The sequence below is a fragment of the Micromonospora lupini str. Lupac 08 genome, assembly GCF_000297395.2.
GTDB classification, from domain to species: domain Bacteria; phylum Actinomycetota; class Actinomycetes; order Mycobacteriales; family Micromonosporaceae; genus Micromonospora; species Micromonospora lupini.
In genome coordinates this window covers 1,900,565-1,913,748 of record NZ_HF570108.1, presented here as the reverse complement: position 1 = coordinate 1,913,748, position 13,184 = coordinate 1,900,565, and the positions used below count along the sequence as shown (strand labels likewise).

Genomic DNA, 13,184 nt, shown 5'->3' with positions numbered 1-13,184 from the left:
ATTTCCAGGAACCCGGGTCGATCAGACTCACGGGTCGACGACTACCAGCTCACCGACCTGTTCGTCGATCACGGTACGCGCGTCCGTGGGCAGCCCTCGGTCGGTGATCAGCACGTCGGCCGCCTCCAGCGGGGCGATGGTGGCGATGCCGATCGTCTCCCACTTGGTGTGGTCGGCGAGCACCACGAGCCGGCGGGCCGCGCCGATCAGGCACCTGTTGACGCCGGCCTCCAGCAGGTTCGGCGTGGTGAAACCGGTACGCGGGCTGATCCCGTGCACACCCAGGAAGAGCAGGTCGACGTTGAGCGCGCTGATCGCGGCCTCGGCCACCGGACCGGTGAGCGCGTCCGACGGGGTACGGATGCCGCCGGTCAACACGACGGTCTGGTCGGCGCGCGGGTTCTGGTAGAGCGCGTCGGCCACCGGGATCGAGTTGGTCACCACGGTCAGCCCGCGTACGTCGGAGAGCAGGGTGGCCAGCGCGGCGGTGGTCGTCCCGGCGGACAGCGCGATGGCCATGCCCGGCTCCACCATCGCCGCCGCCCGTTCGGCGATCGCCCGCTTCTCCGCCTGCTGACGGATCGACTTCGCGGCGAACCCGGGCTCCTCGGCCGAGCCCGGCCCGGCGAGGGTCGCGCCGCCATGGACCTTGTCGACGAGGCCGCGCTCGGCAAGCGCCTCCAGGTCACGCCGGATCGTCATGTCGGACACGCCGAACCGGCTGACCAGGTGGCTCACCCGCACGCCGCCCCGCTGGCGGATCAGATCGAGGATGGCGGTCTGGCGCTGCTGGGCCAGCATCGGAGGAACCTCCTTCGTACCGTGACTGTCGTCAGAATCAGGTCCGATCCTCACGGACAACCGCCACCTCACCGGCCGGCAGGGTCAGCTCACCGGCACATCGCGCCCCGGTCAACAGCTCGTCGCCGTGCGCCGGGAGCCGTACCTCCGCGTCGGTGTGGTTGATCGCGAACAGCCAGCTCCGCTCGCCGTCGCGCCGCCGTACCACCTCCACCCCGGTCGGCGCCGGGGCCGCCGGGCGGACGCCGGCCTCGTCGAGGAGCCGGGCGACGAGCCGGTCGGTGGCCGGCTCGTCGAGCCGGGTGCCGACGTACCACGCGGCGCCCGCGCCGACCGGCCGCCGGGTCAGCGCCGGCACACCAGGCAAGGGCCCATCGGTGTACGACGCCAGCACCTCGGCGTCGTCGGCGTGCAGCCACTCGGTCCACACGTCGGCGGTGCTGCCGTCGTCGAGCCGGACCCGCTCACCCTCGCGCAGTGGGAAGAACTCCTCGGTCCGTACGCCCAGCAGGTCCCGGAACGCGCCGGGGTAGCCGCCCAGCCGGATGTGGTCGTCGGGGTCCACGATGCCGCTGAAGTAGGTGACGGCAGCCGTGCCACCGGCCTCGACGAACCGGCGCAGCGCGTCGGCGTCGGCGTCGCGGACCAGGAAGAGGGTGGGCGCCAGGACCAGGCGGTAGCCGCTGAGGTCGGCCGACGGGTGAACGATGTCGGCGGTCACGCCGGCCCGCCACAGCGCGCCGTACAGGGCGTTCACCCGGTCGGCGTAGGTGATGTCCACGCTTGGGTGCGAGTCCAGCTCGACCGCCCACCACGCCTCCCAGTCGAACAGGATCGCCACGTCGGCGTCCACCCGGCTGCCGCGGATCTCGGCCAGCGCCTTCAGGTCCGCGCCGAGCTGGCAGACCTCGCGGAACACCTTGGTGTCCGGCCCGGCGTGCGGGACCAGCGCGGAGTGGAACTTCTCGGCACCGGCCCGGGACGCGCGCCACTGGAAGAAGAGCACGCCGTCGGCGCCGCGGGCGACGTGCGCGAGGCTGTTGCGACGCAGCTGACCGGGCAGCTTGGCCACGTTGCGCGGCTGCCATTGGACCGCGCTCGTGGAGTGCTCCATCAACAGCCACGGATCTCCGCCGGCGACGCCCCGGGTGTGGTCGGCGGCGAACGACAGACCGAGGTGCGCCTGCGGGTCGGCAGCGGTCAGGTAATGGTCGTTGGACACGAGGTCCACGTCGTCGGCCCAGGACTGGTAGTCCATGTGCTTGACGCCCATGCCGATCATGAAGTTGGTGGTGATCGGCTGGCGGACAAGCGTCTTGAGCACCTCGCGTTCGGCGCGCAGTTGGGCGCGCAGCTCGTCGGAGGAGAAGCGCAGGAAGTCGAGCTGCTGCGTGGGGTTGGCGAAGGCCGTCACCGTGCGCGGCGGGTTGATCTCGGCCCAGTCGCCGTAGTGCTGACTCCAGAACGCGGTGCCCCAGGCGTCGTTGAGCCGGTCCAGGTCGCCGTAGCGCTCGCGCAGCCAGCCGCGGAACGCCTCGGCGCTGACGTCGCAGTAGCAGTGCGCGTTGTGGCAGCCCAGCTCGTTCGAGACGTGCCACATCACCACGGCGGGATGCTCGGCGTACCGGCCCGCTACCGCGCGCACCAGCTCCAGGGAGCGCTCGCGGAACACCGGGGAGCTGGGGCAGTACGCCTGTCGGCCGCCCGGCCAGAGGATCGCGCCGTCGGCACGGCGGGGCAGCATCTCCGGGTGCGCGCGGGCCAGCCAGGGCGGCGGGCTGGCGGTGGCGGTGGCCAGGTCGACCTGGATGCCGCCGTCGTGCAGCAGATCCAGGACCCGGTCCAGCCAGCCGAACTCGAACCGGCCCGGGGCGGGCTCCAGCAGAGCCCAGGAGAAGATGCCGACGGAGACCAGGTTGACCCCGGCCCGGCGCATCAGCTCGACGTCCTCCGACCAGGTCTCCTCGGGCCACTGCTCCGGGTTGTAGTCGCCGCCGAAATAGATGCCGTTCCCCTGCCATCGCCGCATGACAGCTGAGGGTGCACCCGCCGCCGCACCGAAGTCAACAGGTTCCAACATCGACTTTCTTTCCAACGTTTACCACGTAACGGCCGTATCACGACTGGGTTATCGGAGGCGAACAGCCCTCTTGACAGCGGCCTACGGAGGGGTAGCTTGAGGCCCCACTGGCCGATCGTGTTCGCCAATGTGGATTCTCGGTGGATCACGATGCGTATTGGCAAGGCCGGACCCGCTCACCACCACCCTGACGGCCCTCGGGCGTAGCACCTCTTCATCCGCAGGAGGCACAGATGTCCCGTCCCCGATCCCAAGCCGAGTACCTGGCTCGGCTCGTACCGCCCTCCGTCGCCGGCATCAACCGACGGTCGCTGCTGGCCGGCGCGGCCGGCACGGGCGCGCTGCTCGGCACCGGCCTGCTCGCCGGCTGCGGCGACGACTCCGGCTCCGGCGGCGGGTCCAGCAAGGACGTGTCGCTCGGATCCAACCAGTCCGACCCGAAGCCCAAGGACGTCCTCGCGAAGGTCGCCGACGGGTTCAAGACCTCGTCCGGCGTCCAGGTCGCGGTGAACACGGTCGACCACAACACGTTCCAGGAGAACATCAACAACTACCTCCAGGGCAAGCCGGACGACGTCTTCACCTGGTTCGCCGGCTACCGGATGCGCTTCTTCGCGCAGAAGGGCCTGGCCAGCGACATCAGCGACGTGTGGGGCAAGATCTCCGGCTACTCCGACGCCTTCAAGAAGGCGTCCACCGGTGACGACGGCAAGCAGTACTTCGTCCCGGCGTCGTACTACCCGTGGGCCGTCTTCTACCGCAAGTCGGTCTGGCAGCAGCACGGCTACCAGGTGCCCACGACGCTGGACCAGTTCACCGCGCTCGGCGCGCAGATGAAGAAGGACGGCCTGACTCCGATCGCCTTCGCCGACAAGGACGGCTGGCCGGCGATGGGCACCTTCGACATCCTCAACCTGCGGATCAACGGCTACCAGTTCCACGTCGACCTGATGGCCGGCAAGGAGGCCTGGACCTCCGACAAGGTCAAGAAGGTCTTCGACACCTGGGCCGGCCTGCTCCCCCTGCACCAGCCGGACAGCCTCGGCCGCACCTGGCAGGAGGCCGCGCAGTCGTTGCAGCAGAAGAAGAGCGGCATGTACCTGCTCGGTCTCTTCGTCGGTCAGCAGTTCAGCAACGACGAGCAGAGCGACCTCGACTTCTTCACGTTCCCGGAGATCGACCCGTCCATCGGGGCGAAGGCCCTCGACGCGCCGATCGACGGCTACATGATGGCCCGCAAGCCCAAGAACGAGGACAACGCCCGCAAGCTGATGGAGTACTTCGGCGGGAAGACCGCCGCGGACATCACGGTCAAGAGCGACCCGACCACCCTGGTCGCCAACACCGGCGCGGACGTCAGCGGCTACACCGCCCTGCAGAAGAAGGCCGCCGAGCTGGTCGGGTCCGCCACCGAGATCGCGCAGTTCCTCGACCGCGACACCCGGCCGGACTTCGCCTCCACGGTGATGATCCCGGCGATCCAGCAGTTCATCAAGAACCCCAAGGACATCGACGGTCTCACCTCGTCCATCGAGAACCAGAAGAAGTCGATCTTCACTGACTGACGGCGGAAGGGGGAGGACATCGTGTCCGACCTGCCCCTGATCCAAGCGGATCGCGCCGTGCCGCCGCCGGCCGCGACCACCTCAACGGGTGGTCGTCGCCGGCGGCTACGGCTCCTGTCCCGCACCGACCGCGTGGTCATCACGCTGAAGGTGCTCGTCCCGCTGCTGCTCGTCACCGCCTTCGTCTGGCTGCCGGCGCTGGCGACGGTGGTGCTCTCCGGCACCGACTGGGACGGCATCGGCCCACTGAACGAGATCGACTTCGTAGGCGCCCGCAACTACAGCGACGTCGTGAACATCTACCCGCCGTTCGTGCCGGCGATCCAGCACAACCTGCTCTGGTTGGCCGTGCTGTTCGTTGTCGCCACCCCGTTCGGCATGTTCCTGGCCGTGCTGCTCGACAAGGAGCTGCGCGGCAGCCGCTTCTACCAGACCGCGTTGTACCTGCCGGTGGTGCTCTCGCTGGCGCTGATCGGCTTCGTCTGGCAGCTGCTCTACTCCCGCGACCAGGGTCTCATCAACGCCGTCTTCGGCAGCAACGTCGACTGGTACGGCGACTCCAGCGTCAACATCTGGGCGGTCATGATCGCGTCCAGCTGGCGGCACGTCGGCTACATCATGCTGCTCTACCTGGCCGGCCTGAAGGGCGTCGACCCGTCGCTGCGGGAGGCCGCGGCGGTCGACGGCGCGTCGGAGAGCCGGACGTTCTTCCGGGTCGTGTTCCCGGTCATGCGGCCCATCAACATCATCGTGCTGGTGGTGACCGTGATCGAGTCGCTGCGCGCGTTCGACCTGGTCTGGGTGGTCAACAAGGGCCGCAACGGGCTGGAGCTGATCTCCGCGCTGGTCACCCAGAACGTGGTGGGTGAGGCGAGCCGGATCGGCTTCGGCTCGGCGCTGGCGACGATCATGCTGGTCGTCTCGCTTGTCTTCATCACCATCTACCTGGCGACCGTGATGAGGGAGAACCGGGAATGAGCACCGCAACAGTGACCCGGCGTACCGAGGACGGCACCGACACCCCGGTCCGCCGCCGCAAGCTGACCCCGGCGCGGCTGCTGCTGCACGGCTTCCTCATCGTCGTCTCGCTGGCCTGGATCTTCCCGATCGCCTGGGCCGTGCTGACCTCGCTGCGCTCCTACGAGTACACGGCCGCCAACGGCTACGTGTCGTTCGGCGGCTGGACCTTCGACAACTACGTCACCGCCTGGCGGACGGCGGAGTTCGGCAAGCACTTCCTCAACTCGGTCTACATCACCGTGCCGGCGGTGCTGCTGACGCTCTTCCTCGCCTCCTGCGTGGCGTTCGTCATCGCCCGGTTCAACTGGAAGATCAACCTTGTCCTGCTCGGGGTGTTCACCGCCGCCAACCTGCTGCCCCAACAGGCGTTGCTCATCCCGCTGTTCCGGCTGTTCACCGAGGTGCCGCTGCCCGAGTTCATGAGCGACTCGGAGCTGCTCTACGACAGCTACTGGGGCCTGATCCTGATCAACGTGGCCTTCCAGTGCGGGTTCTGCGTCTTCGTGCTCAGCAACTACATGAAGGCGCTGCCCCGCGACCTGTACGAGGCGGCGATGGTCGACGGGGCCAGCGTCTGGCGACAGTACTGGCAGGTCACCATGCCACTGTGCCGGCCGGCCCTGGCGGCGCTCGCCACACTCGAGGTGACCTGGATCTACAACGAGTTCTTCTGGGCCACCGTCCTCATGCGCACCGGCGACAAGTTCCCGGTGACCAGCTCGCTCAACAACCTGCGCGGCGAGTTCTTTACCGACAACAACCTGGTCTCGGCGGGCAGCGTGCTCGTCGCGATCCCCACCCTGGTGATCTTCTTTATGCTCCAGCGGCACTTCGTCCGGGGCCTGACCTTGGGAGCCTCAAAGGGATGACGATCCTGCACCTGCGCCGCGCGCGGACCAGCCTGGTGCTCGACGCGCGCGGCCCGGGGCTGCCCCGGGTCGTGCACTGGGGCGGCGACGTCGGCGACCTCGACGACGACGCCCTGCGCCACCTCGTGGACGCGACAGTGCCACCCGTGGTGCCGAGCAGCTTCGACGAGCCACCCGCGCTGTCCCTGCTGCCGGAGGCGAGCGCCGGCTGGAGTGGCCGTCCGGGGCTGGCCGGGCACCGCGACGGACGGGACTGGTCCACCTCCTTCCGCCTCGACGGGTGGGACGTGCGCGACAGCAGCACCGACCCGGGCCACCTGACCGCGGGCGGCGAGGTGGTGGGCGTACTCCCGGCCGACGGTGGGCACGGCGGGCCCGGCGCGGCGCTGCTGACCGTGCGGGCGTCGGACCCGGCCGCCGGGCTGACCCTGACCAGCGAGATCATGCTCGACCCGCACGGCCTGCTGACCGTCCGGCACCGCCTACGCAACGACGGCGACGGCGTGTACGAGGTGCGGGAGCTGACGCCGGTGCTGCCGGTGCCGGCGGTCGCCACCGAACTGCTCGACCTGACCGGCCGCTGGTGTCGGGAACGCTCGCCACAGCGGCACCCGTGGCCGCACGGCGCCTGGGTCCGCGAGGGCCGGCACGGACGCACCGGGCACGACGCCACGCTGTTGCTTGTCGCCGGCACCGCCGGGTTCGGCTTCGGTCACGGCGAGGTCTGGGCGGTGCACACCGCGTGGAGCGGCGACCACGTCACAGTCGCCGAACGGCGTCCCACCGGCGAGTCGACCCTCGGCGGCGGCGAACTGCTGGCGCCCGGCGAGATCCGGCTCGCCCCCGGCGAGTCGTACGAGACTCCCCTGCTCTACGCCGTCTGGTCCGACGACGGGCTGGACGGGCTCAGCGACGTCCTCCATGCGCACCTGCGGGCCAGGCCCGGACACCCGCGCTCCCCCCGCCCGGTGACCCTCAACGTCTGGGAGGCGGTCTACTTCGACCACGACCTGGACCGGCTGCGGGCCCTCGCCGACCGCGCGGCGCACCTCGGCGTGGAACGGTTCGTGCTCGACGACGGCTGGTTCCGCGGCCGGCGCGACGACACCGCCGGGCTCGGCGACTGGTACGTCGACGAGGGCGTCTGGCCCGACGGCCTGCAACCGCTCATCGGCCACGTGACCGGCCAGGGCCTCCAGTTCGGTCTGTGGGTGGAGCCGGAGATGGTCAATCCCGACTCCGACCTGTTCCGCGCGCACCCGGACTGGCTGCTGGCCGTGCCAGGACGGCTGCCGCCGGCCTGGCGCAACCAGCAGGTGCTCGACCTGGGCCGCCCGGAGGCGTACGACTACGTGCGGGAACGCCTCGACGCGCTGCTCAGCGAGCATCGGGGCATCAGCTACCTCAAGTGGGACCAGAACCGGGACCTCACCGAGGCCGGGCACCACGGCCGACCCGGAGTGCACGGGCAGACCCTCGCGGTCTACCGCCTCCTCGACGAGCTGCGCGGCCGCCATCCCGACGTGGAGATCGAGAGCTGCTCGTCCGGCGGCGCCCGCGTGGACCTGGCCATCCTGGCGCGCACCGACCGGGTCTGGGCCAGCGACTGCAACGACGCCCTGGAACGGCTCAGCATCCAACGCTGGACCGGTCTGCTGCTGCCACCGGAGCTGATCGGCACGCACATCGGTCCGGAACGCTCGCACACCACCCACCGCGTGCACGACCTGGGCTTCCGGGCGGCCACCGCGCTGTTCGGCCACCACGGCATCGAGTGGGACATCGCCTCGATCAGCGCCGCCGAGCAGGCCGAGCTGGCCGCCTGGGTGGCGCTGCACAAGCGGCTGCGCCCGCTGCTGCACGCCGGGCGGGTGGTCCGGGTCGACCATCCGGACCCGGCCGTCTGGGCGCACGGGGTGGTCGATCACGACAACACCCGAGCGGTGTACGCGGTGGCCCGACTGACCACCTCGGTGGCGCAGGTGCCCGGCGCGGTACGGCTGCCCGGCCTCGACCCGGCCCGGCGGTACCGGGTGCGACAGGTGGCGGACGTACCCGCTCCGGCGACAATCGAACGGTCCGCGCCACCGTGGCTGGCCTCCGGTGTCACGCTCACCGGTGCGGCGCTGGCAAGGGTGGGTGTGCAACTGCCCGCGTTGCATCCGGAGCAGAGCCTGGTGCTGGAGGTCGACGCGGTCGGCTAGAAAAATCTTCCGCCGGAGTGTCGAGAACGGCGGTGCCGGCTTCTACCTCAGGGTGAGAGCACCGACGACGGTGCGCGGACGTGAGGGGCGAACCATGAAGTACATGCTGCTGATGCAGTTCAGCGCCGCCGGGACCGACTTCCCGAGCATCGACACCTGGACCCCGGACGAGGTCCGGGCCCACATCGCCTTCATGGGCGAGGTCAACGACAAGCTCACCGCCGCCGGAGAGTGGGTCGACGCGCAGGGCCTCGGTGGCCCGCAGCAGGCGCGGATCGTGCGCGCCGGCGAGGGCGGGACGCCGGTGGTCACGGACGGGCCGTTCGCCGAGACGAAGGAGTTCCTCGCCGGCTTCTGGATCGTCGACTGCGACAGCCCGCAGCGGGCGGTGGAGCTGGCCGCGTACATCTCCACCGCGCCCGGCCCCGGCGGCCGGCCGCTGAACATGCCGATCGAGGTGCACCCGGTGATGTCCGCGCCCACCGAGGAGCTGTGAGGGGCTGACCACCGATCCCCGCATCGAGGACCTGCTGCGCGAGTTGGCGCCGCAGGTCCTCGGCGTGCTCGCCCGCCGGTTCGGTGACTTCGCCACCGCCGAGGACGCCGTGCAGGAGGCGCTGCTCGCCGCCGTCACCCAGTGGCCGGCCGACGGGTTGCCGGCCAACCCGCGCGGATGGCTGATCCAGGTCGGCTACCGCCGGATGATCGAGCTGGTCCGCGGCGAGCAGGCCCGCCGCCGCCGGGAGGACCTGGTCGCCCGCCGGGATCCCGACGACCGCCAGTACGCGCCGGCAGCGGACGAGGAGTTGACCGCCGAGCGGGACGACGCCCTGGTCCTGCTCTTTCTGTGCTGTCACCCGGCGCTCGCCCCCGCGTCGGCTGTCGCGTTGACCCTGCGCGCGGTCGGCGGGCTCACCACCGCCGAGATAGCGCGGGCGTTCCTGGTGCCCGAGGCGACGATGGCCCAGCGGATCAGCCGGGCCAAGCAGCGCATCCGCACGTCCGGGCTGCCGTTTCGGATGCCGGAGGAGGCCGAGCGGGCCGAGCGGCTGGCCGCCGTCCGGCAGGTGCTCTACCTGATCTTCACCGAGGGGCACACCAGCACCGCCGGCCCGGCCCTGCGCCGCGTCGACCTCGCGGGCGAGGCGATCCGGCTGACCCGCGCGCTGCACACCCGACTGCCCGACGACAGCGAGACCGCCGGGCTGCTGGCGTTGCTGCTGCTCACCGAGGCGCGCAGCCCGGCGCGGACCGGCCCCTCCGGCGAGCTGATCTCCCTGGCCGACCAGGACCGCAGCCGCTGGGACGCGGCGGCGATCGCCGAGGGCATCGCACTTGTCACCCGGGCGCTGCCGCGCGGCCCGGTCGGCCCGTACCAGGTGCAGGCCGCCATCGCCGCCCTGCACGACGAGGCGCCGAGCACCGAGGCGACCGACTGGCCGCAGATCCTGGCGCTGTACGAGGTGCTGGAACGACTCGCCGGCACCCCCGTGGTGGCCCTCAACCGGGCCGTGGCGACCGCCATGGTGCACGGGCCGGCAGCCGGCCTCACGGCTCTCGACGCACTGGGCGACGATGCCCGACTGGCGGGGCACCACCGACTGGCTGCCGCCCGCGCGCACCTGCACGAGATGGCCGGCGACCGGGAGCGGGCGATAACGGACTACCGCGTCGCCGCCGCGCGTACCAGCAGCCTCCCCGAACAGCGCTACCTCACCATGCGAGCCGCCCGACTCGCCTCCGGCCCACCGGACGGACCCGCCTCCACCGAGCTGCCGCACCGTCCCGGCCGGTCGTGACTCGAGCCGAGACCGGATCTCGCCGCTATCGCTGTGGTCACGTCCTGCTCGGCCCGGCCCACCCGACGTGGGTACCCGCTCCGCTCGCTCGGTCGGGCGAGCGGGCCCGTTCGGGGGGGGGGAGAGGTATGTCGGCTGCCTATGGAGCTGATGTCGTAGACGAATCGCGCGTCTGTCGTAGACGAAACGCGCGTCTGTCGGGGTCCGACGCATCCGATTCGTCTGCGGCATCAGCTCCAAAGGGGCGCACGACAGGAGCCGGGGGGGGTGTCCCCACGGGCTTGGTCAAGTCCCGGTAGGGGTTGAGGTCAGCCGGTCAGTGAGTTCGTCGAGGCAGGCATTGAGGTCGGCGGCGATCCAGGCCGCTGACTTGTCGCGGAGGGGTCCGTAATGCAGTTCCCATCGCACGCCCGCGCTGTTCCATTGGGCGGCGCGGGCGGAGACGGCATCGGCGAAGTCGTTGCGGTCGAGGTCCATCACGCCGCTGATGCTAGAGCGCGGACGGTGCGGCAGCGGCCGGTCCGCCTTGCATGGCCGGTTTCGGAGCCTCGCCCGGAGGCCCCGGGGCCGGCACTAGCCTGGGCACTGGCGATCCGACCAGCGACCAGCGACCAGCGACCAGCGACCAGCGACCAGCGACCAGCGACCAGCGACCAGCGAGGATTGAGGAGCTGTATGGCGTACGTGTTGTTGGGGATCGCCATTCTTGCCGAGGTTCTGGCGACCAGTCTGATCAAGAGCACCGCCGGGTTCACCCGCCTCTGGCCGACGTTGGGCTGCCTCACCGGGTACGCGCTGGCGTTCCTCCTGCTGGCCCAGGCCGTGAAGGAGATACCTGTCGGTGTCGCGTACGCCCTCTGGTCGGGTCTGGGGACCGCTGCCATCGTGGCGATCGGCGCGGTGTTCCTGGGTGAGTCGGTCGGGCTGGTCAAGCTCGCCGGCATCGCCCTGATCATCGCGGGGGTGGTCATCGTGAACCTGACCGGGGAGCACTGACCGCAGCAGGCGCGGTGGCCGGACGCGGTGGCCGGGCCCGGTGCGGGCCCGGCCACCCGGCGTCGGTCAGCTCGCCGTGCAGCTCACCTGCGGCGTGGGGTTGGTGCCGGTCCAGCCGCCGAGGAAGCCGAAGCTGGCGCCGGCGCCGGCCGCCAGTCGCCCGTTGTGGTCCACGTTGCGCGCGGTGACAGTGGATCCGCTGCTGGTCACCGTCGCGTTCCAGGACTGGGTGACGCTCTGGCCGTTGGCGAGGGTCCACCGGGCGGTCCAGCCGGCGATCGCCGTCGCGCCGGCGGTCACCCGTACCTCGGCCTGGAAGCCGCCCTGCCACTGGTTGAGCACCGTGTACGTCGCCGTGCAGCCACCGGCGGGCGGAGGCGTGGTAGGCGGAGGCGTCGTGGGCGGAGGCGTCGTCGGAGGCGGCGTCGTGGGCGGCGGCGTCGTGGGCGGAGGCGTCGTGGGCGGGGGCGTCGTGGGCGGAGGCGTGGTCGGCGGCGGGGTGCCGCCGAAGACGCTGGCCTCGCGGGCGGTCTGCCGGATGCCGTTGACGCCGTTGAAGATCCGCTGCCCCCAGGTGGTCAAGTTGGCCGGGTTGAACGCGGTGGCCATGTCGAGGTACTCCACGCCGCCCCCGTTGCCACTCCACGACCAGCCCAGCCAACCGATCCCGTTGGCCTGGCTGTACGCGAGGATCGTGTCCTCGTCCGGGTTTCCGTCGGAGTGGTTGAAGCCGAACTCACCGACCACGATGGGCAGACCGGCCGCCCGGAAACGGCCCAGGTAGTCGGTGATCTCGGCGGCGGTGTCGAAGACGCCGTACATGTGGATGGAGAAGACCGTGTTGCGGGCCGGGTCCGCGGCGAAGACCGACGACGCGTTGTCCCGCATCGTGAAGGACCAGTCCTGGCCCCAGTTCGGGGCGTCCACCATGATGGTGTGGGTCAGCCCACCGGCGCGCAGCCGCTTGATCGCGTTGGCGTTGTCGGTGGCCCACGACCCGTAGTTCTGGTTGCCGTACGGCTCGTTGCCGATGTTGACGATGACGTACCGCTCCTGGCCGGCGAGGACGTCGGCGAGGCTGAGCCAGTAGTCGACGGCGCGGTCCAGCGTGATCGCGCCGCTCTGCTCGCCGTAGCCGGTGGTGTCGTGCACCTCCAGCACACAGATCAGCCGGTTGGCCCTGCACAGCGAGATGACGTTGGCGACGTCGGCGTTGGTGTTGCGGGTCCACCGGTCGCCGCTGGCCAGCACCACCCGCACGGTGTTCGCACCGAGTGCCTTGACGTCGGCGAACGAGCTGGTCTGCTGCGGATACCAGGTGTGGGCGTGGTTCACCCCGCGCATGACGAATTCGGCGCCGTTGGCGTCGTACAGCTTGCCGCCCGCGACGGAGAAGCCGGCCGCGGCGTGCGCCGGTTGGCCGAACGCCAGCACGGCGAGGAGCAGCGCGAGCAGGGCCGCGCCTACGGCGGAGAGTCGAGTCTTCATGGCCTTCCTCAGGGAGGACCCCCGATGCCCGACAGGGGTGGGACGTGACAGGGGAAGGCGGCTGCAGCCCGACAGCCGCCGCCCGACTCCCGGCGACGCTCGCATCAGCGTAGGGCGATGGGTCAGCCCTAGCAACCGGTTCAGTAGCCCGGTCAGGGGGCGCGGACAGCCGAAACGGCCCGCGCGTACGCGGGCCGTCACGGGGCGGTCATCCCCACCACAGGATGTGCGCCAGACCGTAGGTCTTAACCGGTTAAGACGACCGTAGGCCGGTCTCCGGGATCCGTCAAGCATCGCCCGTCCGAACCGGACGAGAGGGTTGACCGCTGCTGACCTGGGTATCTCGGGACGAACCGTCGGCG

Annotated in this window: 11 protein-coding genes; 7 read left to right on the top strand and 4 right to left on the bottom strand. The window is 70.6% G+C overall.

What is annotated here, in order from left to right:
* Nucleotides 1-27: 27 nt before the first annotated feature.
* The gene (locus MILUP08_RS09970; RefSeq protein WP_007457192.1) at nucleotides 28-801 is read right to left on the bottom strand and encodes a DeoR/GlpR family DNA-binding transcription regulator; all 774 of its coding nucleotides are present in this window, start codon (nucleotides 799-801) and stop codon (nucleotides 28-30) included.
* A 37-nt stretch (nucleotides 802-838) separates the two neighbouring features.
* A complete protein-coding gene (locus tag MILUP08_RS09965; protein WP_039905729.1) occupies nucleotides 839-2,830 on the bottom strand; it encodes a beta-galactosidase in 1,992 nt (663 codons plus the stop codon).
* Nucleotides 2,831-3,114: 284 nt separating this feature from the next.
* On the opposite strand from MILUP08_RS09965, the gene MILUP08_RS09960 reads away from it, so the two are divergent.
* The 6 genes from MILUP08_RS09960 to MILUP08_RS09935 all read left to right on the top strand — a co-directional run bounded on the left by MILUP08_RS09960 (nucleotide 3,115) and on the right by MILUP08_RS09935 (nucleotide 10,338).
* Nucleotides 3,115-4,446, top strand: a complete 1,332-nt coding sequence (locus MILUP08_RS09960; protein ID WP_007457188.1) for an ABC transporter substrate-binding protein — start codon at nucleotides 3,115-3,117, stop codon at nucleotides 4,444-4,446.
* Nucleotides 4,447-4,467: 21 nt separating this feature from the next.
* The gene (locus MILUP08_RS09955) at nucleotides 4,468-5,424 is read left to right on the top strand and encodes a carbohydrate ABC transporter permease (protein ID WP_007457187.1); all 957 of its coding nucleotides are present in this window, start codon (nucleotides 4,468-4,470) and stop codon (nucleotides 5,422-5,424) included.
* Nucleotides 5,421-6,335: a carbohydrate ABC transporter permease gene (locus MILUP08_RS09950; RefSeq protein WP_007457186.1), complete on the top strand. Its 915-nt coding sequence runs from the start codon at nucleotides 5,421-5,423 to the stop codon at nucleotides 6,333-6,335. The genes MILUP08_RS09955 and MILUP08_RS09950 overlap by 4 nt, the downstream gene beginning before the upstream one ends.
* Nucleotides 6,332-8,539 (top strand): alpha-galactosidase, encoded by a 2,208-nt coding sequence (locus tag MILUP08_RS09945; protein WP_007457184.1) that lies wholly within the window; start codon nucleotides 6,332-6,334, stop codon nucleotides 8,537-8,539. The genes MILUP08_RS09950 and MILUP08_RS09945 overlap by 4 nt, the downstream gene beginning before the upstream one ends.
* A 94-nt stretch (nucleotides 8,540-8,633) precedes the next feature.
* On the top strand, nucleotides 8,634-9,035 hold the full coding sequence (locus MILUP08_RS09940) for a YciI family protein (protein WP_007457182.1): 402 nt from the start codon (nucleotides 8,634-8,636) through the stop codon (nucleotides 9,033-9,035).
* A gap of 4 nt (nucleotides 9,036-9,039) precedes the next feature.
* Nucleotides 9,040-10,338, top strand: a complete 1,299-nt coding sequence (locus tag MILUP08_RS09935; RefSeq protein WP_051065684.1) for an RNA polymerase sigma factor — start codon at nucleotides 9,040-9,042, stop codon at nucleotides 10,336-10,338.
* A gap of 285 nt (nucleotides 10,339-10,623) precedes the next feature.
* On the opposite strand, the gene MILUP08_RS09930 is transcribed toward MILUP08_RS09935, so the two are convergent.
* On the bottom strand, nucleotides 10,624-10,815 hold the full coding sequence (locus tag MILUP08_RS09930; protein WP_039907580.1) for a hypothetical protein: 192 nt from the start codon (nucleotides 10,813-10,815) through the stop codon (nucleotides 10,624-10,626).
* Nucleotides 10,816-11,013: 198 nt separating this feature from the next.
* On the opposite strand from MILUP08_RS09930, the gene MILUP08_RS09925 reads away from it, so the two are divergent.
* Complete coding sequence (locus MILUP08_RS09925; RefSeq protein ID WP_007457176.1) at nucleotides 11,014-11,334, top strand: DMT family transporter; 321 nt, start codon at nucleotides 11,014-11,016, stop codon at nucleotides 11,332-11,334.
* A 66-nt stretch (nucleotides 11,335-11,400) separates the two neighbouring features.
* Here the strand turns inward: MILUP08_RS09925 and MILUP08_RS09920 are convergent, their stop codons facing one another.
* Nucleotides 11,401-12,822, bottom strand: a complete 1,422-nt coding sequence (locus tag MILUP08_RS09920) for a cellulase family glycosylhydrolase (protein ID WP_007457174.1) — start codon at nucleotides 12,820-12,822, stop codon at nucleotides 11,401-11,403.
* Nucleotides 12,823-13,184 lie beyond the last annotated feature (362 nt).